Here is a 23,709-nt window from a genome sequence, read left to right on the forward strand (position 1 = left end):
TAGGATGGCCTTAGCCGGTGTCGCACGACATCCGGTGAGACGAAAGGAAGACCCCATGAACCTTCGCTTTGCCGGTGCCGTGACCGCCCTGGCCGCCGTCGCCCTGTTCGGTGCCGTCGGGTGCAGCAACTCCGAGGAGGCCTCCGACACGGCCGGTACCACCCCTTCGGTGGTGCAGACCCAGGGCCTGGAGAGCGCTAAGGCACAGGAGATCCTGCGCACCCTCCTCGACCCGGCCACCACGCCGCAGGCCGCGGCCGCGCTGGTGGATTCGACGGATGCCTCGTGGGGCGAGAAGGTGCACGGGTTCGCGCAGAGTGCGTCGCGCGGCGGGTACACGCCGGACAAGTTCACCGTGAAGTCGGTGGCGGCGCAGGGTGCCGACAAGGCGGTGGCCCAGGTCGAGGTCGCCAGCCCGCATGCGCCGGGACCGGTGACCGTTCCCTACACCTTCAACCAGGTCAACGGCACCTGGAAGCTGTCGGCGGAGTCGGCCGAGGCCCTCGTCGGCATGGGCGCGGCGCATTCACACCACTGATCGCCGCCATCACTTGTCGATGAGGACCGTGCGCCGAGCGGCCGCCGCCCCGATGGCCTGCGCCCTGATGGTCGCAGCCCTGATGGTGGTCGGCGGCTGCTCGACGACGCCTCTCGACGTCGGCGGGGGTGCTCCGGCGGTGTCGGTCGTGCCGACCGGGCCGCGGACCGCCACGGTGCCCGAAAACCCCGTTGCGGTCACCGCCGACCCGTCGCCGCAACTCCCGACGACGGTGCCATCGGCCGACGGGCCCAACGTGACGGTCACCGACGTCAGCCGGATCGTCGCGCTGGACCGGTTCGGCACCTACGGGACTACGGTGTTCGCCCTGGGGTTGGGCGGTAACCTCGTCGGCCGCGATATCGCGACGAAATTCCCTGCGGCCGAACACATCCCGGTACTGACACCGGATGGCACGAATGCCAACCTGGAGGCGCTGCTGGCTTTGCGGCCCACCGTAGTCCTCGCCGACGCGTCGATCCCGTCCGTCGCCACGCTGGCGGTGCGGCTGCGCGCGGCCCGGATCCCCGTCGTCCTCGGCGATCCCGCCCGGACGATCGACAACACCGCCGCCCAGTTGCGGGCCACCGCGGCCGCGCTCGGGGTGCGGGCGGCCGGTGAGAGGCTGGTGGCGCAGACCGAGGCGCAGATTGCGCGCGCCAAGGCGATGGTCCCGCACCTCAAACCCAAGCCGAAAGTGGCGTTCCTCTATGCCCGGGGCACCGGTCTGATGATTCTGGGCGGGCCCGGCTCGGGCGCGTCGGAGTTGATCGAGTTCCTCGGCGCGCAGGACGCGGGCACCGCCGCCGGACTGACCGATGCCTACACCTCGCTGACCGCCGAGGGGCTGATCAAAGCGGCCCCCGACGTCTTGCTGATGATGACCGACGGGTTGGCCTCGGTCGGCGGCATCGACGGGCTCCTGCGCGTTCCCGGTGTCGCGCAGACGCCGGCCGGGCGGACCCGTTCGGTGATCGACATGTCCGACGGACAGCTGCTCAGTTTCGGACCCCGCACCGGAACGGTGGCCCTGGCGCTGGCGACCGCGCTGTACCGGGGTTGACCGTGGCGACCACACAGGCGGCCGGGGAGATCCGGCGGGTACGGGCGGGCGTCGCGCTGGCGGTGGCGACCGCCGTCACCGTGGCGGTGGCGCTGTATGCGATGGCGACCGGGCAGAACCCGGTGCCGGTGGCGCAGGTCGTCGGATCGCTGCTGCACCACATCAGCATTCCCATCGGTCCGCTGCCCGACCAGGTCGGCGAGGACACGCTGTGGCAGGTGCGCATCCCGCGGGTCTACCTGGCGCTGGCGGTCGGCGCGGCGCTCGGCTGCGCCGGCGCGGTGTTGCAGGGCATCTTCGCCAATCCGCTCGCCGAGCCCGGCGTCATCGGCGTCTCCTCCGGCGCCGCCGCCGGCGCATCCGGGGTGATCGCGCTCGGCGGGCTCGGCGCCGCCGGATATTTTGTGGCCGGGGGAGCCTTCGCCGCCGGCCTGGTCACCACCGCGTTCGTCTACCTCGCGTCGCGGTCGGCCGGGCGCACCCAGGTGGTCAGCCTCATCCTCACCGGCATCGCGGTCAACGCCTTCGCCGGCGGTCTGATCGCCTTCTTCACCTACCGGGCAACGCCCGCCGCGCGCGACCAGATCGTGTTCTGGCAGATGGGCAGCCTCAACCGCGCGACGATGGACCAGGTCCTGCTGGTCGCGGTGCTGGTGGTGGTCGGCCTGGCGGTGTCGATGGCCATGGCCCGCCGGATCGACCTGTTGGCGTTGGGGGAGTACACCGCCGGGCATCTCGGCGTCGACGTCGAGAAGCTGCGGCGGGCGGCGGTGGTCGTCGTCGCCCTGTTGACGGCCGCGGCGGTGAGTTTCTGCGGCATCATCCTGTTCGTCGGGTTGGTGGTGCCGCACTTTATGCGGCTGGTCGTCGGACCGCGCCACGCGGTCCTGATCCCGGCGAGCGCCATTGCCGGCGCCTGCCTGTTGACCGCGGCGGATTTGGCGGCGCGCACCGTCGTCCCCTACGGCGAGCTGCCGATCGGCCTGGTCACGAGTTTGGTGGGCGGGCCGGTCTTTCTGCTGCTGCTGCGCCGCGAGATGAAGCGCGGGGGCTGGCTGTGACGGCGTTGTCGGTGGCGGGGGTCACCGTCTCCCGCGGGGACCGGACGGTGCTGGCCGAGGTGTCGCTGGACCTGGAAGCCGGCGAGCTGGTGTGTCTGGTCGGGCCCAACGGTGCGGGCAAATCGACACTCGTGTCAACGATCGCGGGCACCGTGGACGCCGCCTCGGGCACCGTCGAGCTGCTCGGCGACCCGATCGGCGGCCTGTCGAAGATCGAACAGGCCCGTCGGCGCGCGGTCCTCCCGCAGGAGCACACCATCGGCTTCACCTTCACCTGTGCCGAGGTGGTCCAGATGGCCCGGCACGCGTGGGCGCGGACCGAGCACAGCCGCGACGACGAGGCCGCCGTGGCCGAGGCGATGGCGGCGTGCGACGTGGCCGGCTTCGCCCGCCGCAGCTTCGGCAGCCTCTCCGGCGGTGAGCGCGGCCGCGTCGCCCTGGCCCGCGTCCTGGCGCAGGGGACACCCATCCTGCTGCTCGACGAGCCGACCGCGGCGATGGACCCGCACTACCAGGAGCAGGTCATGGCGATCGTCGCCGACCAAGTCAAGGCCGGGGCCGCCGCACTCGTCGTCGTCCACGACCTGAACCTGGCCGCCGCCTACAGCGACCGGGTCGCCGTGCTCGCCCCCGATGCCGGTGGATCCGGTCGGATCGTTGCGGTGGGGCCGCCCCGGGAGACCCTGACCGACGACCTGCTCAGCCGGGTCTACGGGCTGCCGATGCGGGCCCACGACGTCGAGGGGCGCCACGTGATCCTCCCGGAGCGATCCGGGCACCGAAACGACACCAACGGGTAACCGGACTGGAGGACAGATGCAGGTCGAGGACAACGTCTTCGTGGTGACCGGCGGCGGCAACGGGATCGGCAAGGCCGTGGTCCTGGCGCTGCTGCAACGGGGTGCGACGGTGGCCGCCGCCGACCTCGACGAGGTCGCGCTGGCGCGGCTGGCCGCCGACGCCGGCGCAGGGGAGCGGTTGAGCATCCACCGGCTCGACGTCGCCGACGCCGATGCGGTGAACCGGCTGCCGGCGGCCGTCGTCGAGCGGCACGGCCAGGTCGACGGCTTGTTCAACATCGCGGGTATCGCCCAGCACTTCGAGAAGGCCGCGGGGATCGCCGAGGACCGCATGAAGCAGATCCTCGACGTCAACTTCTACGGCACCGTCGCGATGACACGCGCCTTCCTCCCGCTGCTGGAGCAGCGCGACGCCGGCGTCGTGGTGATCACCTCCAGCCTCGCCGCGATGGTCCCGGTGCCCGGTGCCGCGCTATACGGCGCGTCGAAGGCGGCGGTCGCCCAGTTCGGCTACGGGCTGGCCCAGGACCTGCGCAATGCGAAGTCCCGCGTCACGGTGACCACCGTGTCACCCGGGACGGTGTGGACCGATCTGGTGCGCCAGAGTTCGCAGACACTGGGCGCCCCCGAGGCGTTGGCCCGGGCCTTTGCGATGCCGGCGGAGAAGGCCGCGGACAAGATCGTCGACGCCGCGCTGGGCGGACGGATGAGCGTGGTGATCGGCAAGGACGCCAAGTTCTACGCCGCTGTCGGCCGGGTCAGTACCCGCTTGGCCGAACGACTCTCGTATCTGCAGGTGGCCCGGATGGTCTACCGCGAGCGGGAGTAGGAGCCGATTGGGAATCTGGCGGCCCGGTGCGTTAGGGTAATCTTCGCTCCGCCTTGCGGGGTGCTCCGCGAGGAGCCACGGGCTGTGGCGCAGTTTGGTAGCGCACTTGACTGGGGGTCAAGTGGTCGCAGGTTCAAATCCTGTCAGCCCGACGTAATGACCAGTACTTATGTGCTGGTCATCGTCGTTTGTGCCCACGCTACCGAAAGCAGTCGACGTTCTCGGCAACCCATTGGGCAAAGGTGGTCGGTGGCTGCCCGGTGACTCGTGTTACTTCGTTGGTCACGGTGTCGAGTCGACCTTTCCGCACGGCACGCCAGATGTCCACGAGCGCGTCGGTGTACGGGCCTTCCCCTCCCTAGTTGTCGGCGCCCAAGCAGGCCTCCTGGTCGGAGATTTCCTCGTAGTCGATGGTTTTGCCGATCGCCGCGCCGACCATGTCCGCCATCTCTCGGTACGACAAGGCTTGTGGTCCGGTGATGACCAGTGCCTCTCCGTCGTAGCTGCGGGTCATCAGCGCAGTTGCCGAGACGGTGGCGATGTCGTCAGGGTGGATGAACGCGATCGTGCCGTCGCTTGTCGAGGAGCGCAGAATGCCTTCACTGCGGATGGGGTGCGCCCAGCTCAGCACGTTGGACATGAATCCGGCCGCTCGAATGAACGTGAACGCGACCCCGCTCTCGCGAACCGCGTCCTCTCGGCTATGCCGTGGCAGCGGTGTCCACCGGGAATCTATGGATGATGGTGGCCGCGAGCGTGATCTCCAGCGCGGGCACGGGGTTCGCTTTCGGTGCCATGCCCGCACTGATCATGGCGATCGTCCCCGCGCACGAGAAGGCCGCATCCAACGGCTTCAACTCATTGATGCGCTCGCTGGGCACCAGTGTGGCGGCCGCGGCGGTCGGCGGGATCGTGGCGTCGATGACGCATTCGATCGGCGGGCACGACATTCCCACCGAGGCCGCGTTCATCGTCAGCCTGCTCATCGGGTGCGGGGTATCGGTCGTCGCGGCACTGATCGCCGCGTCGGTCCCCAGCGCCAGGGGGCAGGGATAGAGGAAAACTGTCGCGGCCCGGTGGGGGTCAGGCCTGCTCTCGATAGGCCTTCTCGATGCTGTCGCCGACTTCCTTGTCGATGCTGCGCCAATAGTCGAACACCCGGGACAGCACCGGTTCGACGACCCCGCCGAGCAGGCTGCCGGTGACGGTCTCCACCAGCCGCGCCCGCTGCTCGTCGTTGTATACGTCGCGCACCAAGGTGTGGGCCTGCCCGAAATCATCGTCCTCGGAGTGCAGCGAGTAGGCCGTCCGCACCAGTTCACCGTCGGCCTCCCAGCCGTTGTCGACCGCGCCCTGGGCGTCTTGGAAGGCGCGACCGTAGGAGTTCGGCGCGTACACCGGGGCGTCACCGCTGTGCGTGAACTGCATCGCCCCTTCCTTGTCATACGAATTGATCGCTACGACGGGGCGGTTCACCGGTAGCTGGTTGAAATTGGTGCCCAAGCGGTTTCGCTGGGCGTCGGGGTAGGAGAACACACGGCCCAGAAGCATCTTGTCCGGCGACACCCCGGTTCCAGGGACAGTGTTGGATGGGCTGAAAGCGGCCTGCTCGATCTGCGCGTAGTGGTTCACCGGATTCTGATTCAAGGTGAACTTCCCAAGCGGAATGCGCGGATAGTCCTTCTTCGACCACGTCTTGGTGAGGTCAAAGGGGTTGAACCGGTAGTCCTTGGCCTCCGCATACGGCATGATCTGAACTTCGACGCTCCAGGACGGGAAGTCGCCGCTCTTGATCGAGTCGAACAGGTCGCGGCGGTGGAAGTCGGTGTCTGCGGCGACCATCGCCGCCGCTTCGTCGTTGGTCATGTTCTCCACCCCCTGATCGGTGAGGAAGTGGTACTTCACCCACGACCTGTCGCCGGCCTCGTTCACCCACATGTACGTGTGCGACGAGTAGCCGTTCATGTGGCGCCACGTCCTGGGCAGACCGCGATCACCCATCAGGTAGGAGACCTGGTGGGCCGACTCCGGCGAGAGCGTCCAGAAGTCCCACTGCATGTTGTTGTCGCGCAGGCCCGAATCGGGCAGCCTCTTCTGGGAGTGGATGAAGTCGGCGAACTTCATCGGATCGCGGACGAAGAAGACCGGGGTGTTGTTGCCGACGATGTCGAAGTTGCCGTCCTGGGTGTAAAACCGCAAGGCGAAGCCGCGCACATCGCGCCAGGTGTCCGGCGACCCGAGTTCGCCTGCGACGGTGGAGAACCGGGCCAGCATCGGAGTCTTCGTTCCCGGCTGGAACACCTTGGCCTTGGTGTAAGCGGAGAGGTCTCCGGTGATCTCCAGTTCGCCGAAGGCGCCGGATCCCTTGGCATGCGGGCTGCGCTCGGGGATGCGCTCCCGGTCGAACCGGGCGAGTTTCTCGACCAGGGCGACGTCGTGCAGCAGAAGCGGGCCGTTGGCTCCGACGCTCAGCGAGTGGGCGTCGTTCTCGCGGCGGGCACCCGATTCCGTTGTGGACGGGAGAGTCGAATCGTGATCACTGGTGGGGTCGAAATCGGACATGACCGTCTCCTCCTGAAGTTGTCATCCCCGCGGGCCGGCGGGGCAACCGGGCCTCACAGCGCCGGGCGCGGGCTGACGCGCACGGTGATTCGGACGGCGGGGAAGTGAATGACCACCGCGGAGGCCCGATATTTCCAACCCTAGCCCTGAAAGACCCACCTCGGCTCGGGTCGACCGAAACGATCGGACCGTCGGCACGCTGCGGTCGGAGGCCCCGCAGGACGCGGGCAGCCGTCTCAGAAGTACTGGGCGCCGCCGTCGACACTGATGTGTTCGGCGGTCATGAACGTCGACTCGTCGGAGGCGAGGAAGGCGACGACGTTGGCGACCACCTCCGGCTCGGTATAGGGCAGGTCGGTGAAGGTGGTGCCCATCGCATTGAGCTTCGGGTTGCTGGCGCCGGTGCGTTCGAGGGCGGCGACCATGTCCCCACCGCCCATCGGCGTCGCGACGCCACCGGGGTGCACGCTGTTGACGCGCACGTTGTATTGGCCGAGTTCGGCGGCGAACGCCCGGGTCATGCCGGTGACGGCGTGCTTGCTGGTGGTGTACGGGACCATGAACGGCTGGACCTTCTTGCCCGCGTAGGAGCTGATCAGGATGATCGAGCCGCCGCCGGCGTCGATGATGTGGTGCGCCGAGGCCATGACGGTGTTCCACACCCCGCGCACGTTGGTGCCGATCACGTCGTCGAAGAGTTCGGGAGTCGTCTGGTCCCAGATCACCGGGATGCAGATGCCGGCGTTCGCGACGGCGATGGTCAGCTTGCCGAGCCGGGCCACTCCGTCGTCGACGACCCGCTTGAGGGCGTCGAGGTCGCGGACGTCGGTTTGTGCGGTGATGATGGTGGCGCCGGTCTCTGCGACGAGGCGTTGGGTCTCGGCGAGGTCCGCCGGCGTCGCCGACTCGTAGGGCACGTCCGCCGGCAGCGGACCGGCGATGTCGACGGCGATGATGTCGGCGCCTTTGCTTGCCAGCCGCACGCAGTGCGCGCGTCCCTGTCCTCGTGCCGCGCCGGTGACCAGTGCCACCTGTCCGTCGAGTCGTCCGGTCATTCTTTCTCCCCCCTTGTCGTCGGTTGGTTGATGGCGTCGGTGGTTGATGTCGTGGGTGATCGATGGGGTCAGGGCGTGACGATGTTGAAGTTCGGGTCCGGGGGCTGGGTGCCGCCCAGGACCTGGGCCAGCACCTCGGCGTCGCCCTCGACGGTGAGCCCGGCTTGCGCGGCTGCGGCCATGTCGCCGGTCACTAGGTGGATCAGTGCGCCCTCGGGGACCGAGATCGTGGCGTCGGCGGCGGCGTCGGGCCGATCCGCGTCGCGCAGCAGTACCCCGTTGTGCAGACGGGTGAGGAGGCGCTTGGCCCCGAAGACCCAGCGCACGGTCACGTCGAGGTCCCACACGCGCGGGGCATCGATCTGGATCGCGAGCGCGTCGAGGAACATCTCCGGTTCCAGCCGGGAGACGATGTCGGTGCCGCTGGAATCGGTTGCGGTGCCGAAGTTCCCGCTGCGCAGTTCCATGGCCCCGGACAGGTAGAAGTTGCGCCAGGTGCCGTTCTCCGCGGCGAAGCCGAGCTGCTCGAGGGTGTCGGCGAGCAGTGCGCGGCCCGCCTCGTGCTCGGGGTCGGCAAAGACGACGTGGTCGAGAACCTGTGCGGCCCAGCGGTAGTCGCCCTCCTCGAAGCACACCCGCGCCTTGCGGACCACCTCGTCGGCGCCGCCCATGAACTCCACGTACCGCTTGGCCGCGGCCTCCGGCGGGTGCTGCCACAGGCGGGCCGGATTGCCGTCGAACCACCCGAGATAGCGCTGGTAGATCGCCTTGACGTTGTGGCTGACCGACCCGTAGTAGCCGTGGGTATTCCAGGCCGCGTCGAGGTTCGGCGGCATCTGGAACTGCTCGGCGATCTCGATCCCGGTGAAGCCGCGGTTGAGCATCCGCAGCGTCTGGTCGTGCAGGTAGGCGTACATCTCGCGCTGCGTCTGCAGGAAGCCCAACGCCCGTTCCCGTCCCCAGGTGGGCCAGTGGTGCGAGGCGAACACGACGTCGGTCTGCTCGCCGAACAGGGCGATCGCCTCGCCGAGGTACTGGGCCCAGGCGTGGGGGTCACGGACGACCGCGCCGCGCAGCGTCACGAGGTTGTGCAGCGTGTGGGTGGCGTTCTCGGCGATGCACAGGGCGCGCAGGTCGGGGAAGTGGAAGTGCATCTCGGCCGGTGCCTCGGTGCCCGGCGCCAGTTGGAAGACGATGCGCACCCCGTCGACGGTCAGTTCTTGGCCGGTCTCGGTGATATCGACGGTCGGTGGGATCAGGGTGACCGTGCCGGTCGAGGTGGTCTGGCCCAGGCCCGCGCCGACCCCGCCCCGGGCGTTCTTCGGGAGCATCGTGCCGTACATGTAGGTGGCCCGCCGGCTCATCGCCGTTCCGGCATACAGGTTCTCGGCGATGGCCGGCTCCATGAAGCCCTGCGGCGCGATGATCGCCACCTCGCCGGCATCCACGGCCTCCTGCGATGTGACGCCCTTGACGCCGCCGAAGTGGTCGACGTGGCAGTGGGTGTAGATGACGGCCGTGACCGGGCGGTCCCCGCGGTGCTCGCGGTAGAGCGCCAGGGAGGCCGCGGCGGTTTCGGTGCTGATCAGCGGGTCGATGACGATGATGCCGCGCTCGCCCTCGATCACGGTCATGTTGGAGAGGTCGAAGCCGCGGATCTGATAGATGGACTCGGTGACCTCGTAGAGGCCGTGTTTGGCGCACAGCTGCGACTGGCGCCACAGGCTGGGGTTGACCGTGCCGGGGGCGGCGGCGTCGAGGAAGTCGTAGGCCTGCAGATCCCAGACCGGCCGGCCGGTGGCATCGGTGATCGCGCCGACGTCGAGGGTGGCGATGAGTCCGCGGTCGGCGTCGGTGAAGTCCTGCTCGTCGTCGAAGGGGTAGACGGGGGGCGTTGACATGGCCGGTGCTCCTTGGCTTCGTCTCGATCGATCGGGGCGGGGCAGTCTCAGCGTCGCACAGCCCGACGGGCGCCCGAAGCGGTTGGCCGAGACTGGTATCCGTTTGCGGGGCAATCGCCCGCCCGGCCGTGTCATGCTGAGCGCTATGGGTCACTCCGAAACCGGATCCGACACCGGCGACGATGGTTCCGCGGCGCTTCTCCCGGGGGCCGTCGACGCGCGGTTCACCCTCGCCGCCGAGCGGACGATGCTCGCGTGGCTGCGCACCGCGATGGGGTTCATCGCCTCGGGCGTGGCGGTCCTGCACATCTTCGACCCGTTCGAGAGCGCGCGCGTCCGGGTCGTCATCGGGACCGCGCTCGTCCTGGTCGGTGCCGCGGCCGCCGTCGTCGGGGTGGTGCGGTGGCGGCGGGTGACCCGGGCCCTGGCCGCGGGGGAACCGATGCCCGGCCCGGTGGCCATCATGGTGCTGGTGGCGGTGCTCGTCGCCATCGCGCTCGGGTTCGTCGTCTGGCAGTAGCGCCCCGGACTACCAGACCCCGGGCGGCCGGAACTGGATGCTGATGCGGGTTGCCGCGGCGGCCTCCTTGGGAACGCAGTGGTCCCAGGTGCGCTGGCAGGACCCGCCCATCACGAGCAGGTCGCCCGACCCCAGCGGGAACCGCCGTGAGGTGCCGCCGCCTCGCGGGCGCAGCAGCAGCGAGCGGGGCGTCCCCAGGGAAACGATCGCCACCAGGGTGTCGGCGTGGCGCCCGCGGCCGATGCGGTCGCCGTGCCAGGCGACGCTGTCGTTGCCGTCGCGGTAACAGCACAGTCCGGCCGTGGCGAACCCGTCGGGCAGGTCCGCGGCGTAGTGGGAGCTCAGCGCGTCGCGCATTTGCGTCACGAGCGGATCGGGGAGCGGGTCGCCCTCGGTGTAGTGCGCGACCAGGCGCGGGACCGCGACGACGCGGTCGTACATCCGGCGCGTCTCCTGGCGCCACGCGACCGCGGCGAGCAGGTGGTCGAACACCGCCGCCGAACCCGTCAGCCACCCCGGGCGCAGGTCCACCCAGGCGGTGTCGTCGAGCGGCACGCGGCGGGTGGTGTCGAGCCCGCCCAGGGTCGGTTCGTCGGCCGTCGCGCCGAAGAGCGTGTCTTGGAACCCTGCCGTCGTCATAGGGCAAGCCTACGCCGCGAATCGAACATATGGGCGATCGACGCCGGTGTGTCCCTCGGTCATGATGGCTAATGGCAGATCTGGTGAGGCGGCGAACGGAGGACGGCAATGGTCGAGCACCACTACAGACCGCTCAGCGCGGCGGCGGCGGAACAGGCGGTACCCGCGCCGTGGCGGGTGGTCGATGATTCCCTGGTCGCCCGGTACCGGACCGGCACGATGGTGCGCGGCCTGGAATTCGTCACCCGCATCGTCGCGGCCGCCGAGGCCGCCGACCACCATCCCGATATCGGATTGCGCTACGGCACGGTGGCATTGGCGGTGACCACGCACGCCGTGGGCGGGCTGACCGACGCGGACACGGCGTTGGCCGCCGCCATCGACCAGATCGCCCGCGAGCTGGGTATCGGTGCCAACTGAGCGGACCGAGCACAATGGGAGGGGTGAGTGGGTCGTCGGCAGTTCTGGCCAGGTTCGGCGTCGGGCTCGTGCTCGTCTGCATCCTGGTGATGGGCGGCTGCGCCACCGACGCCCCGCCGCCGGACGTGACGGGGCAGGTCGAACCCTCGTCGCCGCCGGCGGCACAGTACCGGGTGGTCGCGATGGGGTTGGCCGCGCCGTGGTCCATCGCCTTCGCCGGACGCACGGCTTTGATCAGCGAGCGCGACACCGCACGGGTGCTGGAGCTCGTCGACGGGCACACCCGCGTGGTCGGCACCGTGCCGGGGGTGCACGGCACCGGGGAGGGTGGACTGCTCGGTATCGCCGTGCACAACCGGGAACTGTTCGCCTACCACACGGCGGGCACGCAGAACCGGATCGTGGCCTTCCGCCTCGTCGGTGCACCCGGCCACCTGTCCCTCGGCCGGATGCGGACCGTGTTGAGCGGGATCCCGGCGGCGGCCACCCACAACGGCGGGCGGATCGCCTTTGGTCCCGACGGGATGCTGTATGCGACGACCGGCGACGCCGGACGACCACGGTCGGCACAGGACCCGGACTCGTTGGCCGGCAAGATCCTCCGGATGACGCCGAGCGGGGAAGCGCCGGCGGACAACCCGTTCGGCGGTTCGGTGGTGTACACGCTGGGCCATCGGAACGTGCAGGGAATCGCGTGGGCGCCCGACGGCACGATGTACGCCTCCGAGTTCGGCGCCGACCGGGCCGACGAGTTGAACCGCATCGAACCCGGGCGCAACTACGGCTGGCCGTCGGTGGAGGGGGTGGGGCGCCGCGACGGGTTCACCGACCCGCTCCAGACGTGGCCGCCGGAGGACGCGAGTCCCAGCGGTATTGCCGTCGTCGGCGGTGAGGTGGTCATCGCCAACCTGCGGGGTGAGCGGCTGCGGACGGTTTCGCTGACCCGACCGCGCTGGGTCGCCGAACTCCACGCCGGCGAGTTCGGCCGCCTGCGCGATGTCGTCCTCGCACCGGACGGACAGGTGTGGGTGCTGACCAACAACACCGACGGGCGCGGCAGCCCCGGGGCCGGCGACGACCGCATCATCGGGATTTCCCTGGGCTAGTCGGTACCGTGGCGCGAGTCCAGCCAGGCGAGATAGGCGATGCCGCGCGGCGACAGCTCGTAGCCGACGTCGTGGCTGATGGTGAGGCCGAGCGCCTTCAACTTGCGGATGTCGGTCTTGAGTGCGGCCCGGTCGGTGGCGCGCTCCTCGGCCAGCCTGGTGGACACCACGTGCGGATGATCGCGGATCCATTCGAGGACCTCGCGGGTCCACTCGCCCGACGGTCGGCGGTCCAGACGCGACAACCGTTGGTACAGGGATGCGCATTGCTCGTCGTCGGGTATCTGCTCGCGCAAGACGGCGCGGGGGTCTTCGCCCGCCCACTCGAGGTCGATGCGGTAGACGCGTGCGCCCCGGGTGCTCTTGCGCAGTGCCGCCCGCAGGGTCGGGGCATCGGCCATCCCCGCCGCGCGGGCCTCCGGGTCGGTGAGGCGGTCCAGGTCGTCGACGAGAGACACACCGGTGACGCGCACCAAGCCGGCCGCGGTCAGTTGTGTCGCGCCCACCGTGACCCGCGGCGCGTCCCAGCACCGGTACTGGGCCCGTACCGTGCCCGCCCGAATCCCGCTGGCAATGGCGTTCTTGATGAGCACGGTTGTGATTGTGACACCGCGGCGAAGCGTTGTCGCCACTGTCGTCCCGGCGTAGCGTCGGGTTATGTGCCGCAACATCCACACCCTGCACAACTTTGACCCGCCGGCGACCTCCGACGAGGTCCATGCAGCCGCGCTCCAGTACGTCCGGAAAGTGGCCGGGACGACGAAACCCTCCAAGGCGAACCAGGCGGCGTTCGACGCGGCCGTGGCCGAGATCGCCCATACGACACAGCATTTGCTGGACGACCTGGTGACCCACGCGCCGCCGAAAAACCGCGAGGAGGAGGCGGCCAAGAAGCGGGCCCGCGCGGTCGCATCCGGGCGTTACGCCGGCTGACGGCCGATCCGCTGTCCGAATCGTCGGACTCCGGATAGGATCCGGGGATGACGATGCACCAGATCTTCGACGGTGTGGCCGACGGATTCGAGATCACCGGTGTCATCGCCATGGTGGTGGGATTCATCGTCGCCTTCGCGTTGGCCGCGGTGCGGCTGTTGCGCGGTCAAGGCGGCAGCTTCGCGCTGTTGCGGACGTCGCTGGGCGGCGCCATCCTGCTCGGCCTGGAGATCCTGGTGGCCGCCGACCTCATCCGCACCATCACCTCCGAACCGTCGCTGGAAAACGTGGGTGTCCTCGCGGTCATCGTTTTGTTGCGAACCGTGCTGAGCATGTCGATCCAGATCGAGATCGACGGGACGTTGCCGTGGAAGCGGGTCCTCACGCAATCGGGGGCCGCGGTCCTCACCGCCGCGGTCGCGCAGGAACGGGAGCGCGGCCGGCCCAACGTGGCGAAGACCCCCGACGCCGGTCGGGACTGAGCGGCGTCAGCGGCGCAACTCGCGCGCCGCGTCGAACCGTTCCTCGCGTTGCCCGAGGTGCCACGCGTGCCAGCGCCGCCACCGCCGCATCTGGTGGCGTTGCCAATGCCGGTCGAGTGCGGGGGACAGGCGCCGGGCCGTCTCGACCACGGCGACGAACGGTGCGCGGCCGACGAGGAGGGCCAATCCGGGCAGACCGCTGGGCAACCGGTAGTGCCGCCGGTTCCACGGCAGCATGAACAGCCGGGTGTAGCCGGCCTGCAGGTGCAGGTGGTAGAGCGCGCGCAGTCGTGCCCGGCCGCGCACCTGCGGACCGGGTTCGAAAGAGGGGACGAACGCCTCGACGAGTTCGGGGCCCAGCGGACCCGAGTCGTGCTTGCGCGTGGCGTCGAAGTAGTAGAGCAGCCGCAGGCCGTCGGCCACGGTGGTCGGGAACATGTCGTCGACCTGGCAGCCGACGAGGTGCCCGAGGTAGCGGTTGAAATGCAGGACCGCGCGCATTTCGGCGGGGGAGGTCAGGAAGCCCAGCGCGAACAGCCCGACGGCCGGACCGACGCTGCCGCCGAGCAGCGTGAGCATCATCTCGCTCTGGCTGATCGGCAGTCCGTGGGCCGCTGCGTCCCATTCGGGGTGTTCGGCGACCCGGGCGCGCACCGACACGTGCATCACCCGGACCTTCAGCGACACCTCGCGGGCGGTCGACCCGGGGGTGAGCGCCGCGCCGGGCCGGCAGACCTCGAGCCACCAGCGGGTGGTTTCCAGATACCGGTGCAGCGCACTGGCCCCGGCATACCCGCCCGACAGCGAGAGCGGGACGGCCAACGATCCCTCGGTGTAGGTGTCCATGGTCCCGGCGTTGCCGACCGCGCCCAGGCTGTAGCCCCACCGGCGCCACACCGCCGCCCCCGTCTCGACGAGGTCGGGGTCGACCCAGTCGGGGACGGTCTCAAAATCGGCGAACAGCTCCCGCATCGACTCGGGTGCGTCGGGCACGTTGGCGATGCCGACCCGCAACGCGTGGTCGAGCAGTTCCCGGGACCGGTCTGGGCCGAGCTCGCCGTGGTAGGTCTCGGCGACGAACCGTTCGGCCACCGGGTCGCCGCGGGTGTGATCGCGGGCGAAGACGCGTTGGACCGCGTCCTCGGGCAGCAGGTCGACGCCGGTGAACCGCGCGACGCGGTCGCGCAGCCGCTGATGGGCGGGGGAAACCGTCAACTCGACCATGACTACCGACCGTAGTACGTGCCCGTGGTCGCCGGGCCGGGTCGCGCGGTGCTCGGGGTTCAGGGCGGCCGCAGACCCCCTCTCGCGCAGGTCAGGCGACCGCGGTGGAGCGGGTCTGGGCGGGGAGGCCGCGGGCGCTCAGCAGCGGGAGCACGTCGCCGACGATCTGGCGCGAGAGGGCCAACGGGTCGTCGGAGCGCAGGACGACGCCGTCGGCGACCCGGGCGGTCCAGATGTCGAACAACAACCCGGCCAGCGTCGACGGGGTGCCGGCGTGGACCAGCGATTCGGTGCGCGTCCCGGGCGACCAGCCCGGGCGCCGCGCGGCCAGCCCGGCGAAGGCGTCGGGCACCGACTCGGCGAGGAACACGTCGAGGTCGACGAAAGAGGCGTGGGTCGATCGGGCCGTCCGGGCCGCCGCGTCCCGCAGCGTCGGGGCGCGGAACCGCTCGGTCTGCCCGGGGGCATCGGGGGTGAGCTCCACCCACTCGCGGGGATCGCCGGGGAACTCGACGGCGATGCGCAGCCCGGCGACCGATCCGGCCGCCGCGCTCATGCCGCGCCCTCGCTGTCGATCTGGCGGATTCGGCTGCGGTGGAAGACCAGGGGCGTCGCGTCGTCGGCGGCGAAGTGGTCGAGGACCTCGAGCAGGGCGATCGAGTGGTCGCCGGCCGGGATCAGCCGGTCGAGCTTGGTGGTGAACCCGGCGGCGGCGCCGTGCAGGTGCACCGCCCCGTCGATGGTCGAGCTCCAGCCGAGATCGGCAAAGCGCTCGTCGGACGGGCGTCGGAAGTTGTCTGCCACGCCGACCTGGTCGCGGCCGAGAACACTGATTCCCCAATGGGTTTGGCGTTGCAGGTGGGGCAGTGTCGACGACGAGCGGCCGATGTTGACCGAGGCCAGCGGCGGGTCCAGCGACACCGACGTGAACGAGGAGACGAGGAGCCCCACGGGGCCGTCGGGGCCGAGGGCGGCCACGGCGACAAGGCCGGAGGGGAAGTGCGCGAAGGCCCGGCGCAACTGGGACGGGTCGGTACGGGCAACGGTGGGTGCAGACACGGGGTTTCCTTTCTCGGTGGTCACGCTTGTCAGCTCGCCGCTGTCGGGACAAACGGCGAATGCAGGCCCGCACCCAGGCGCGGGTCGTCGGTGTGGGTCGGGCCGCCGTCGAAGACCCCGCGCGCGATGAGTTGGGGGATCACGCCTTCGCCGAACCAGAACAGTTCCTCGAGGTGCGGATAGCCCGACAGCACGAACTCGTCGATCCCGAGCGCGGCGTAGGACTCGATCGCGTCGGCGACCTCGCGATGGCTGCCGACCAGGGCGGTGCCGGCGCCGCCCCGTACGAGACCCACCCCGGCCCACAGGTTGGGGGCGATCTCCAGCGAGCGCGGATCGCGCCAGCTCCCGTCGGCGCGGTGGGCCGCATGGAGCTCGCGCATGGCGGCCTGCCCGCTCGACTCACTGCGGGCGAGCCCCTCCTGCGCGGACCGGACAACATCCTCGTCGAGGTCGGACAGCAGCCGGGCGGCCTCGGCCCACGCGGCCTCGGCGGTGTCGCGGGCGATGACGTGCAGGCGGATACCGAATCGCACCGTCCGTCCCTGGGCCGCCGCGAGACCGCGGATCCACTCGAGTTTCGCGGCGACCGCGGCGTGTGGTTCGCCCCAGGTGAGGTAGACGTCGGCGTGGCGGGCCGCGACCGGCCCGGCCGGTGCCGACGAGCCGCCGAAGTAGATCGGCGGCGCGGGCACCGGCAGCGTTGGGATCGAGGCCCCCTCGATCTGCAGGTGCTCGCCGCGATGGTTCACCGTCTCGCCGCGCCACAGGGCGGTGATGACGTCGAGGAACTCGTCGGTGCGCGCATAGCGGGCCGCCTTGTCCAGCGAGTCGCCGTAGGCGCGCTGGGTGGCGGCCTCGCCACCGGTGACGATGTTGATCAGCAACCGCCCCGGCGCGTGCTTGGTGAAGGTCCCGGTCATCTGGGCGGCCAACGTGGGGCTGATCAAACCGGGCTGCAGGGCCAGCAGAAAGCCCAGGCGCTCGGTCTCGCGCGCCACCATCGCCGTGGTGATCCACGCGTCCTCGCACCACGGCCCGGCCGGGGTCAGCGCCGCGTCGAAGCCGAAGTCCTCGGCCGCCCGGGCGATGGAGGAGAGGTACCCGACGGTGGCGTCGCGGAGTCCGCCCGCCGACTCGGTGGGGACGCCGTGTCCACCGCCGACGATCGACCGGGAGTCCCCGTAGGTCGGGAGGAACCAGTGCAGTTTGACTGACATCGGTGCGTGGGTGCTTTCGGTTGGTAGCGGATGGGGAGGGGCCGGGCTCACAGCGAGGTGTGCCACGGCGGCCGGTGCCGGCCCAGGGCCCAGCGGCCGAGGTGGTGGAGTTTCCACCGCTCCGGATCGTGCAATGTGTGGGTGCGCGCGTCACGCCAGAACCGGGACAGATTCGCCTTCTCCGACGCCGCGCGGGTGCCGCCGAAGTCGAACAGGTCCGACGACGCCTGGCGGGCCGCCCGGCCGGCGGCGACCTTGGCCGCGGCGGTGGCCAGAGAGGCCTCGGCGACGCGGCTGCGGAACGCCTCGTCGTCGATCCCCGGCTCGGCGAGCCCGCCGTCGGCCTCTTCGATCCGCCGCGCCGCGGTCAGCAGCAACGCCTCGGCGCCGCGCACGGCGAGTTCGACCTCGCCGCCGCGGGCGATCAGATACGGATCGTCGGCGGCCGCACCGACCTCGGACTCGAACCACGGCCGCGCCCCGGCGACCGCCACGGCGGCGGCGTCGAGGACCCCGCGGGCGATACCGGTGTCGATCGCCGAATGGACCAGCTGGGCGCGGGCACCATAGGTTCCCGGCTCGGCGAGCAGTGCGGTGAAGTCGAGGACGTGGGTCGGCTTGACCGCGACCCGGTCGAAACTGACCGTTCCGCTGCCCGTCGTGCGCTGGCCGAAGCCGTCCCAGTCGTCGACGATGGTCACCCCGGGCGCGTCGGCCGGGACGTAGGCGATGACCTTGCGCGCCGGTTGCCCCGTCGACGAGCCACCGGTGTGGTCGACGGCGCGGACGGCGAGGATGTCGGCGTGCAGTGCCCCGGTGCAGTAGTACTTCACCCCGGACAGGAGTAGGCCGTCGCCGGTGTCGCGCAGCGTCGTCGAGTCCTCGGCCACGGTCTTCCCGGACCGCTCGGTCTGGGCGTTGGCCAACCGGGCACCGTCGAGGATGCGCGGGTAGATGCGTCGGGCCAGGTCGGGGGAACCGCCGCGCCGGAGGGCTTCGAGGAACGTGAAGTGGCTCTGCGGGATTTGGGCCAGGGACGGGTCGGCGGCGGCGATGATGGCCACCACGCGGGCCAGCGTCTCCAGGCCGACGTCGGCACCGCCGAACTCCGCCGGAACGGTGATTGCCAACAGGCCGGAATCCGACAGGGCCGCCACCCTGTCATGCGGGTGGACCCGGAGGGCGTCGCGGTCGCCCGCACCCGCCGCGAAGGCGGGTGCGAGCGACCTGGCGACCTCGAGCGCCTCGGCGTCGTCGGCGATCCGCCGCGTCTCCGACGGGGCGCCCGCGCTGGTCAGCTCGGTCATCTCAGCTGTACAGCGAGAACTGCGGTGCGCGGCGGTTCAGCTCCCAGTCGCCGACCTCGCGGGCCTTGTAGGCAACCGGGTCGTGGACTGTGTGGGTGCGCAGGTTGCGCCAGTGCCGGTCGAAGCCGTAGGCACTGGTCGTGGCGCGCGCCCCCTGGATCTCGAACAGCCGCGAGGCCACCTCGAGCGACACCTTCGTCGTCAGGTACTTCGCCTCGGCGATGGCCACCGCCGTCTCCGCCCGCTGCTCGGCCGTCAGCTCGGGGCCGAAGTCCAACGCCGCCTGCAGGGCGTCGCCGGCCCGGTCGGCCAGCAAGGCGGCAGCGGTCGTCTGCGCGGTCAGTTCGCCGACCAACTCCAGGATGTAGGGGTCGTCGGTGGCCACCTCGAGACCCGAGGTCTCCCACGCGCTGGCGTTGAGCTTGGTCCAGTCCAAGGCCTCTTCCAGGGCGCCCTGCGCGGTGCCGATGTAGAAGTTCACGAACGCCAGCTGCCAGTGCGGGGTGACCAGGGTCTGGTAGGCCGACAGTTCCTTGCCGGCGCTCTCGATGCCGCCGAGGATCTGGGCGCCGTCAACCGGGGTGTTCACGAACTCGACGCCGCCGGAGTCGGTGAGGCGCTGGCCGATGTTGTCCCAGTCGCCGAGGGCGCGGAATCCCTCGATGTCGCGGGGGAGGGCGAGGAACACCAGGTTGCCGTCGAAGACCGCGGTCACCGACAGCCAGTCGGCGACACTGGCGCCCGAGGCGAAGGTCCGGCGCCCGTTCAGCCGGTAGCCCTCGCCGTCACGGGTCAGTTCCAGGGCCGAGCCGCCGCGCGGGTTCTGCACCCCGCCCCAGAACCGGCGCTCCTGCGCGTTGCCGCGCGAGATCTCGCCGGCCTGCTCCGGGGTGCCGAAGAGGTGTGGGATGCGCTGCTGGGCGTAGTGGTAGCCGAGGAGGTGCGCGATCGAGGTGTCGCCGCGCGCGATCCGGCGGGTGATCTGCTGGCTCTGCGCGTAGTTGAGGCCGGACCCGCCGTACTCGACGGGCTCGCCGACCTGGAGGAGGTCGGCCTGGCGGAGCAGGTCGATCTCGGCGATCGGGTCGGCATTGGCGCGGTCGCGCTGGGCCGCGGTGGCGCGCAATTCGGCGGCGACGAGGTCGGCGCGGCGCAGGGCATCGGCGAACCGGGCCTGCTGGTCGGCGTCGGAGGAGACGGTGGCGGTCATGGGTGGTGCCTTTCGTGGTTGCTGATCGATCGAATGGGGGTCGGAGGCCTCAGACGAGGACCCCGTTGGCCGCGAGTTGGGACTCGAGCTTGCCGCTGGCGGCCAGGTCGGCTTCGAGTTCCCGCACCAGCGGCAGGATCTTCGAGCCGAAGTATTCGACGTCCTCGAGGTAGTGCAAGAACCCGAGGAGGAGCAGGTTCACGCCGCGCGTCTTGTAGGCGACGATGCGCTCGGCGATCTGTTCGGGCGTGCCGATGAGGCCGGTGCGGAAGCCGTCGTTGTACTGGACGAGGTCGGCGAACTCGGAGTCCTGCCACATGCCCTTGCCGTTGGCGGTGGACGGCCCCGCCTGCTTGACGGCGGAACCGAATCCCTCGACGGCCTCTCGATCGGCCTTGTCGACGATCTCGCGCAGGACGTCGCGCGCCTCCTGCTCGGTGTCGCGGGCGATGAGGAAGCCGTTGAGTCCGAATCGCACGCTGCGCCCGTGCAGGGCCGCCTCGGTGTTGACGTCGATGACCTGTTCGGTGATGCCGTCGAAGTCCTTGCCGTTGCTGAAGTACCAATCCGAGACGCGACCGGCCATGGCGCGCGCGGCGGTCGAGTTGCCGCCCTGGAAGATCTCCGGGTGCGGCCGGCCGGGGAGGTCGACGGGCTTGGGCTTGAGGTCGAAGTCGTGGAGGCGGTAGAAGTCGCCGTGGAACTCGGCGTGCTCTGAGGTCCAGATCTGGCGCAGGTAGCCGATGAACTCCTCGCTGCGGCGGTACCGCTCGTCGTGCTCGAGCCACGGTTCGCCCAGCTTGGTGAACTCGTCGCGGAACCAACCGCTGACCACGTTGACCGCGGCCCGGCCGCCGGACAGGTGATCGGCGGTGGCGAGCAGTTTGGCCAAGACGCCGGGCTGCCAGAGTCCAGGGTGGACCGCGGCGATCACTTTGAGGCGTTCGGTGGCCAGGAGCAGCGCCAGCGAGAAGCTGGTCGACTCGTGCTGGTAGGCGGCGCCGTAGGAGGCCACGTAGCGGACCTGGCTCAAGGCGTAGTCGAAGCCGTTGTTCTCCGCGAGGACCGCGAGGCGGCGGTTGTAGTCGTAGTCCCAGTCGGTGCGCTGCTCGATCTTCGAGACCACCAGGCCGCCGCTCACGTTGGGCACCCAGTAGGCGAACTGCAACGGTGCGGACGCGGCGGCGAGTTGGCGCTCGGTCAGGTTTTCAGGCATGACGAAAGAAGCCTCCTTGCAAGGCGATTCGGTAACGCGGGGGGATGGTCGGCCGGGTGGCGGACCTAGCGACAGCACATCAGGGCGCACAAGCGGTGTGTCATGTCGACCAGTGTGCTGGCGGGTGGGTGGTGTCGTCACCATTGCGCTCAGCGTGGTTGTGACCGATGGTGCGGCGGCGTGTCGGTGGCGGGCCGTTGGGGCGGGAAACCCCCTCGCCCGAGACGGCCGGGCCCTTATGCTCGACCCGTGTTGAGCATCCTGGATCCCCGGCCCGTCGACCAGCGCACCCCGGTGGCGCCGGAGTCGGACTGGGATGCGATCCGATCGTGGACCGACGAACAGTACATGCATTTCGACGTTCGGCCGACGGGTCGGGCGGTGGTGCCGAGTTCCTCGATGTTCTCGGTGTCGGTCGGCGACATCGTCATGACCCGGTTCAGCTACGGGGTCGGGGTCGACCTGCGCGACTTCGACTCTGATTCGGGCAACATCCTGGTCCTCACCACGTTGCGCGGGATGACCCGCCACTCGGCCGGGGCGCACGAGGATGCCTGTTTGGGCACCGGCCAGACCTTTGTCGCCGATTGCAGCAGGACCGACTACCGCCTGGTGGCCGACCCCGAACACCTCCAGCTGAACTTGACCATTCCGCACCGGTGCCTCGCCGATCTCGCGCTGCGTTGGTGGGGCTTCGTCCCCGACGACCGGCTGTGGGCGCACCGCTGCGAGCTCGGCGGACCGGGGAGCCCGTGGTTGGCCTTGTTGTCCTATGCGGCGCAGACCGCGGCAGTCGCACCCGAGGAGGTTGCCTCGGGGCAGATCGGCCGCAACCTGCAGGAGATGATCGCCGCCCACCTCCTCGACGAATGGGCCCGGCGGGCCGGGGTCGACCTGCGGGCGGCGCCGGAGGTGTCGGCCCCGGGCTACGTGCGGACCGCGGTGCACTACATCGACGAGCATGCGCGCGAACTCCCCACCGTCGCCGACGTCGCCGCGGCGGCCGGGGTCAGCGTGCGCACGCTCAGCGGCGCGTTCGGCGCCTACCTCGGCATGACCCCGCGCGCCTACCTCGTCGAACAGCGGTTGCAGGGTGTCTACCGGGAGTTGGCGCGCGGCGCCACCACCGTCGCCGCAGCAGCGCGGGCTTGGGGTTATGTGAACATGGGCGTCTTCGCCGGTGCCTATCGTCGACGTTTCGGCGAACCGCCGTCGGCCACGCTGCTGCGCGGGTGTGGCGGGACCGTCGCGCCGGGCGGCTGAGCAACGCCGCTGCCGGTCGCAGACACCGTGTGCCGATCGGCGACGTGTTCGCCCGAAGACGTGGGCTTAGCTTTCCTGTGTCACAGATCACCGAGAGCCGGAGGAAACCCATGACCGATCTGACAACGACCCTCGACGCCGTGTTGACCGGGATCACGACCGCACCCGACGAGGGCAACCGCGTCCCGGGCGTGGTCGCCGTCGTCACCCGGGGCGACGGCACCGTCTACGAGGGTGCGGCCGGCGTCCGCTCGACTGCGGCCGACGCGCCGATGACGACGGACACCGTGTTCGCGCTCTTCTCCACGACGAAGGCCATCACCGGGACCACCGTGCTGCAATGCGTCGAGGAGGGGTTGCTCGACCTCGATGCGCCGGCCGCGGAGTACGTCCCCGAGATCGGGGCGATCGGGGTGCTCGACGGCTTCGACGACGACGGGAAGCCGGTGGTGCGCGCGGCGCGGACACCCATCACGACGCGGATGCTCATGCTGCACACCGCCGGCTTCGGATACTCGTTCTTCTCCGAGTCCTATAACCGGTTGCTGGCTGCCGACGGCCAGCCGAACGTCATCACCGCCTCGCGCGCGTCGCTGAACTCGCCGCTGTTGTTCGAGCCGGGCACCGCGTGGAACTACGGGTCCAACATGGACTGGGCCGGTCTGGTGGTGGAGTCGATCCGCGGCAAGCGGCTGGGCGAGGTCATGGCCGAGCGGGTCTTCGCCCCGCTGGGGATGGGTGATTCCGCCTTCACGATGACCCCGTCGATGGCCGCACGCCGCGCGGAGGTCCACCAGCGGGTCGAGGGCGGTTCACTGGTCCCGACCGGGTTGGTGTTGCCCCAGGAGCCGGAGATCCACATGGGCGGGCACGGCCTCTACTCGACGATGCCGGACTACGCCCGCTTCCTGCGGATGTGGTTGAACGACGGCGAGGGCGAGCACGGCCGGGTGCTGCAAGCCTCCACCGTCGCCCAGGCGGTACAGAACGGTTTGGGGGAGAACCTGCAGGTCACCATGCTGACCGGAGTGGATCCGACATTGTCGCACGACGCCGAGTTCTTCCCCGGCCAGCGCAAGGGGTGGTCGTACAGCTTCATGGTGAACGAAGAGACGGCGCCCACCGGCCGGCCGGCCGGATCGCTCGGCTGGGCGGGGCTGGCGAATCTCTACTACTGGATCGACCGCCAGAACGACGTCGCCGGGATCTGGGGCACGCAGATCCTGCCGTTCGCCGATCCGACCTCGATCGGCGGCTTCCTGGAGTTCGAGACCGCGGTCTACGCGGACCGGTAGCGGACT

At 70.0% G+C, this 23,709-nt stretch carries 26 protein-coding genes and 1 tRNA gene; 14 read left to right on the forward strand and 13 right to left on the reverse strand.

Going from position 1 to position 23,709, the window contains the following annotated elements; all coding sequences use genetic code 11:
- Positions 1-55 precede the first annotated feature (55 nt).
- The 6 genes from nbrcactino_RS08990 to nbrcactino_RS09015 all read left to right on the forward strand — a co-directional run bounded on the left by nbrcactino_RS08990 (position 56) and on the right by nbrcactino_RS09015 (position 4,443).
- Positions 56-538, forward strand: coding sequence for an MTB12 C-terminal domain-containing protein (locus tag nbrcactino_RS08990; protein ID WP_161927047.1), 483 nt, complete (start codon positions 56-58; stop codon positions 536-538).
- A gap of 19 nt (positions 539-557) precedes the next feature.
- Positions 558-1,601 carry a heme/hemin ABC transporter substrate-binding protein gene (locus nbrcactino_RS08995; RefSeq protein WP_161927048.1) on the forward strand — a complete coding sequence of 348 codons (1,044 nt, stop codon included), beginning with the start codon at positions 558-560 and terminating at the stop codon, positions 1,599-1,601.
- Entirely contained in the window at positions 1,598-2,662 is a 1,065-nt protein-coding gene (locus nbrcactino_RS09000) for a FecCD family ABC transporter permease (RefSeq protein WP_371864517.1), read from the forward strand. Before nbrcactino_RS08995 ends, nbrcactino_RS09000 begins: the two co-directional genes overlap by 4 nt.
- A complete protein-coding gene (locus nbrcactino_RS09005) occupies positions 2,659-3,462 on the forward strand; it encodes a heme ABC transporter ATP-binding protein (protein WP_161927050.1) in 804 nt (267 codons plus the stop codon). Before nbrcactino_RS09000 ends, nbrcactino_RS09005 begins: the two co-directional genes overlap by 4 nt.
- A gap of 16 nt (positions 3,463-3,478) precedes the next feature.
- On the forward strand, positions 3,479-4,291 hold the full coding sequence (locus nbrcactino_RS09010) for an SDR family NAD(P)-dependent oxidoreductase (protein ID WP_161927051.1): 813 nt from the start codon (positions 3,479-3,481) through the stop codon (positions 4,289-4,291).
- Positions 4,292-4,369: 78 nt separating this feature from the next.
- Positions 4,370-4,443 (forward strand) — tRNA-Pro (locus tag nbrcactino_RS09015).
- Positions 4,444-4,649: 206 nt separating this feature from the next.
- On the opposite strand, the gene nbrcactino_RS18560 is transcribed toward nbrcactino_RS09015, so the two are convergent.
- Positions 4,650-4,931 carry a Rossmann-fold NAD(P)-binding domain-containing protein gene (locus nbrcactino_RS18560; RefSeq protein WP_443093402.1) on the reverse strand — a complete coding sequence of 94 codons (282 nt, stop codon included), beginning with the start codon at positions 4,929-4,931 and terminating at the stop codon, positions 4,650-4,652.
- 68 nt (positions 4,932-4,999) lie between these two features.
- Here nbrcactino_RS18560 and nbrcactino_RS09025 point away from each other — a divergent pair, with 68 nt between their 5' ends.
- Positions 5,000-5,347, forward strand: a complete 348-nt coding sequence (locus nbrcactino_RS09025) for an MFS transporter (RefSeq protein WP_186343376.1) — start codon at positions 5,000-5,002, stop codon at positions 5,345-5,347.
- A 27-nt stretch (positions 5,348-5,374) separates the two neighbouring features.
- Here the strand turns inward: nbrcactino_RS09025 and nbrcactino_RS09030 are convergent, their stop codons facing one another.
- The 3 genes from nbrcactino_RS09030 to nbrcactino_RS09040 form a co-directional block, all read right to left on the reverse strand.
- On the reverse strand, positions 5,375-6,853 hold the full coding sequence (locus tag nbrcactino_RS09030) for a catalase (RefSeq protein WP_161927053.1): 1,479 nt from the start codon (positions 6,851-6,853) through the stop codon (positions 5,375-5,377).
- A 236-nt stretch (positions 6,854-7,089) separates the two neighbouring features.
- Positions 7,090-7,908 (reverse strand): mycofactocin-coupled SDR family oxidoreductase, encoded by an 819-nt coding sequence (locus tag nbrcactino_RS09035; RefSeq protein ID WP_161927054.1) that lies wholly within the window; start codon positions 7,906-7,908, stop codon positions 7,090-7,092.
- A gap of 68 nt (positions 7,909-7,976) precedes the next feature.
- The gene (locus nbrcactino_RS09040; RefSeq protein ID WP_161927055.1) at positions 7,977-9,809 is read right to left on the reverse strand and encodes an alkyl/aryl-sulfatase; all 1,833 of its coding nucleotides are present in this window, start codon (positions 9,807-9,809) and stop codon (positions 7,977-7,979) included.
- 145 nt (positions 9,810-9,954) lie between these two features.
- Here nbrcactino_RS09040 and nbrcactino_RS09045 point away from each other — a divergent pair, with 145 nt between their 5' ends.
- Positions 9,955-10,329 carry a YidH family protein gene (locus nbrcactino_RS09045; RefSeq protein ID WP_161927056.1) on the forward strand — a complete coding sequence of 125 codons (375 nt, stop codon included), beginning with the start codon at positions 9,955-9,957 and terminating at the stop codon, positions 10,327-10,329.
- Between the two features lie 9 nt (positions 10,330-10,338).
- Here the strand turns inward: nbrcactino_RS09045 and nbrcactino_RS09050 are convergent, their stop codons facing one another.
- The gene (locus nbrcactino_RS09050) at positions 10,339-10,968 is read right to left on the reverse strand and encodes an alpha-ketoglutarate-dependent dioxygenase AlkB (protein WP_161927057.1); all 630 of its coding nucleotides are present in this window, start codon (positions 10,966-10,968) and stop codon (positions 10,339-10,341) included.
- A gap of 108 nt (positions 10,969-11,076) precedes the next feature.
- Between nbrcactino_RS09050 and nbrcactino_RS09055 the strand changes: the two genes are divergently transcribed.
- Complete coding sequence (locus tag nbrcactino_RS09055; protein WP_161927058.1) at positions 11,077-11,388, forward strand: 4a-hydroxytetrahydrobiopterin dehydratase; 312 nt, start codon at positions 11,077-11,079, stop codon at positions 11,386-11,388.
- Positions 11,389-11,402: 14 nt separating this feature from the next.
- Positions 11,403-12,494 (forward strand): PQQ-dependent sugar dehydrogenase, encoded by a 1,092-nt coding sequence (locus nbrcactino_RS09060; RefSeq protein ID WP_186343325.1) that lies wholly within the window; start codon positions 11,403-11,405, stop codon positions 12,492-12,494.
- Here nbrcactino_RS09060 and nbrcactino_RS09065 read toward each other — a convergent pair.
- Complete coding sequence (locus tag nbrcactino_RS09065; protein WP_161927059.1) at positions 12,491-13,087, reverse strand: ASCH domain-containing protein; 597 nt, start codon at positions 13,085-13,087, stop codon at positions 12,491-12,493. The two genes, nbrcactino_RS09060 and nbrcactino_RS09065, sit on opposite strands and share 4 nt — an antisense overlap.
- A gap of 64 nt (positions 13,088-13,151) precedes the next feature.
- On the opposite strand from nbrcactino_RS09065, the gene nbrcactino_RS09070 reads away from it, so the two are divergent.
- Complete coding sequence (locus nbrcactino_RS09070) at positions 13,152-13,427, forward strand: DUF2277 domain-containing protein (RefSeq protein WP_161927060.1); 276 nt, start codon at positions 13,152-13,154, stop codon at positions 13,425-13,427.
- Between the two features lie 47 nt (positions 13,428-13,474).
- Positions 13,475-13,909 (forward strand): DUF1622 domain-containing protein, encoded by a 435-nt coding sequence (locus tag nbrcactino_RS09075; protein ID WP_161927061.1) that lies wholly within the window; start codon positions 13,475-13,477, stop codon positions 13,907-13,909.
- Between the two features lie 6 nt (positions 13,910-13,915).
- On the opposite strand, the gene nbrcactino_RS09080 is transcribed toward nbrcactino_RS09075, so the two are convergent.
- The 7 genes from nbrcactino_RS09080 to sfnG form a co-directional block, all read right to left on the reverse strand.
- Complete coding sequence (locus nbrcactino_RS09080; protein ID WP_161927062.1) at positions 13,916-15,133, reverse strand: oxygenase MpaB family protein; 1,218 nt, start codon at positions 15,131-15,133, stop codon at positions 13,916-13,918.
- A gap of 91 nt (positions 15,134-15,224) precedes the next feature.
- On the reverse strand, positions 15,225-15,689 hold the full coding sequence (locus tag nbrcactino_RS09085; RefSeq protein WP_161927063.1) for a hypothetical protein: 465 nt from the start codon (positions 15,687-15,689) through the stop codon (positions 15,225-15,227).
- A complete protein-coding gene (locus nbrcactino_RS09090) occupies positions 15,686-16,192 on the reverse strand; it encodes a flavin reductase family protein (RefSeq protein ID WP_161927064.1) in 507 nt (168 codons plus the stop codon). Before nbrcactino_RS09090 ends, nbrcactino_RS09085 begins: the two co-directional genes overlap by 4 nt.
- 29 nt (positions 16,193-16,221) lie before the next feature.
- Positions 16,222-17,412, reverse strand: coding sequence for an LLM class flavin-dependent oxidoreductase (locus tag nbrcactino_RS09095; protein ID WP_161927065.1), 1,191 nt, complete (start codon positions 17,410-17,412; stop codon positions 16,222-16,224).
- 47 nt (positions 17,413-17,459) lie between these two features.
- Positions 17,460-18,719: an SfnB family sulfur acquisition oxidoreductase gene (locus nbrcactino_RS09100; RefSeq protein ID WP_161927066.1), complete on the reverse strand. Its 1,260-nt coding sequence runs from the start codon at positions 18,717-18,719 to the stop codon at positions 17,460-17,462.
- 1 nt (position 18,720) lies between these two features.
- A complete protein-coding gene (locus nbrcactino_RS09105; RefSeq protein ID WP_161927067.1) occupies positions 18,721-19,929 on the reverse strand; it encodes an acyl-CoA dehydrogenase family protein in 1,209 nt (402 codons plus the stop codon).
- 49 nt (positions 19,930-19,978) lie between these two features.
- Positions 19,979-21,145 (reverse strand): dimethylsulfone monooxygenase SfnG, encoded by a 1,167-nt coding sequence (sfnG, locus tag nbrcactino_RS09110; protein ID WP_161927068.1) that lies wholly within the window; start codon positions 21,143-21,145, stop codon positions 19,979-19,981.
- 252 nt (positions 21,146-21,397) lie between these two features.
- Here sfnG and nbrcactino_RS09115 point away from each other — a divergent pair, with 252 nt between their 5' ends.
- A complete protein-coding gene (locus nbrcactino_RS09115) occupies positions 21,398-22,408 on the forward strand; it encodes a helix-turn-helix domain-containing protein (RefSeq protein ID WP_371864565.1) in 1,011 nt (336 codons plus the stop codon).
- A gap of 110 nt (positions 22,409-22,518) precedes the next feature.
- Positions 22,519-23,703 (forward strand): methyl acetate hydrolase AcmB, encoded by a 1,185-nt coding sequence (acmB, locus tag nbrcactino_RS09120; protein ID WP_161927070.1) that lies wholly within the window; start codon positions 22,519-22,521, stop codon positions 23,701-23,703.
- Positions 23,704-23,709: the final 6 nt, after the last annotated feature.

Source organism: Gordonia crocea, from assembly GCF_009932435.1.
GTDB lineage: Bacteria > Actinomycetota > Actinomycetes > Mycobacteriales > Mycobacteriaceae > Gordonia > Gordonia crocea.

Bases quoted from the DNA above. Each gene is read 5' to 3' on its own strand.
- nbrcactino_RS08990 (WP_161927047.1), top strand. From the start codon at position 56: ATGAACCTTCGCTTTGCCGGTGCCGTGACCGCCCTGGCCGCCGTCGCC.
- nbrcactino_RS08995 (WP_161927048.1), top strand. From the start codon at position 558: ATGAGGACCGTGCGCCGAGCGGCCGCCGCCCCGATGGCCTGCGCCCTG.
- nbrcactino_RS09010 (WP_161927051.1), top strand. From the start codon at position 3,479: ATGCAGGTCGAGGACAACGTCTTCGTGGTGACCGGCGGCGGCAACGGG.
- nbrcactino_RS18560 (WP_443093402.1), bottom strand. From the start codon at position 4,931: ATGTCCAACGTGCTGAGCTGGGCGCACCCCATCCGCAGTGAAGGCATT.
- nbrcactino_RS09030 (WP_161927053.1), bottom strand. From the start codon at position 6,853: ATGTCCGATTTCGACCCCACCAGTGATCACGATTCGACTCTCCCGTCC.
- nbrcactino_RS09035 (WP_161927054.1), bottom strand. From the start codon at position 7,908: ATGACCGGACGACTCGACGGACAGGTGGCACTGGTCACCGGCGCGGCA.
- nbrcactino_RS09040 (WP_161927055.1), bottom strand. From the start codon at position 9,809: ATGTCAACGCCCCCCGTCTACCCCTTCGACGACGAGCAGGACTTCACC.
- nbrcactino_RS09045 (WP_161927056.1), top strand. From the start codon at position 9,955: ATGGGTCACTCCGAAACCGGATCCGACACCGGCGACGATGGTTCCGCG.
- nbrcactino_RS09050 (WP_161927057.1), bottom strand. From the start codon at position 10,968: ATGACGACGGCAGGGTTCCAAGACACGCTCTTCGGCGCGACGGCCGAC.
- nbrcactino_RS09055 (WP_161927058.1), top strand. From the start codon at position 11,077: ATGGTCGAGCACCACTACAGACCGCTCAGCGCGGCGGCGGCGGAACAG.
- nbrcactino_RS09060 (WP_186343325.1), top strand. From the start codon at position 11,403: ATGGGAGGGGTGAGTGGGTCGTCGGCAGTTCTGGCCAGGTTCGGCGTC.
- nbrcactino_RS09070 (WP_161927060.1), top strand. From the start codon at position 13,152: ATGTGCCGCAACATCCACACCCTGCACAACTTTGACCCGCCGGCGACC.
- nbrcactino_RS09075 (WP_161927061.1), top strand. From the start codon at position 13,475: ATGACGATGCACCAGATCTTCGACGGTGTGGCCGACGGATTCGAGATC.
- nbrcactino_RS09080 (WP_161927062.1), bottom strand. From the start codon at position 15,133: ATGGTCGAGTTGACGGTTTCCCCCGCCCATCAGCGGCTGCGCGACCGC.
- nbrcactino_RS09085 (WP_161927063.1), bottom strand. From the start codon at position 15,689: ATGAGCGCGGCGGCCGGATCGGTCGCCGGGCTGCGCATCGCCGTCGAG.
- nbrcactino_RS09095 (WP_161927065.1), bottom strand. From the start codon at position 17,412: ATGTCAGTCAAACTGCACTGGTTCCTCCCGACCTACGGGGACTCCCGG.
- nbrcactino_RS09100 (WP_161927066.1), bottom strand. From the start codon at position 18,719: ATGACCGAGCTGACCAGCGCGGGCGCCCCGTCGGAGACGCGGCGGATC.
- nbrcactino_RS09105 (WP_161927067.1), bottom strand. From the start codon at position 19,929: ATGACCGCCACCGTCTCCTCCGACGCCGACCAGCAGGCCCGGTTCGCC.
- sfnG (WP_161927068.1), bottom strand. From the start codon at position 21,145: ATGCCTGAAAACCTGACCGAGCGCCAACTCGCCGCCGCGTCCGCACCG.
- acmB (WP_161927070.1), top strand. From the start codon at position 22,519: ATGACCGATCTGACAACGACCCTCGACGCCGTGTTGACCGGGATCACG.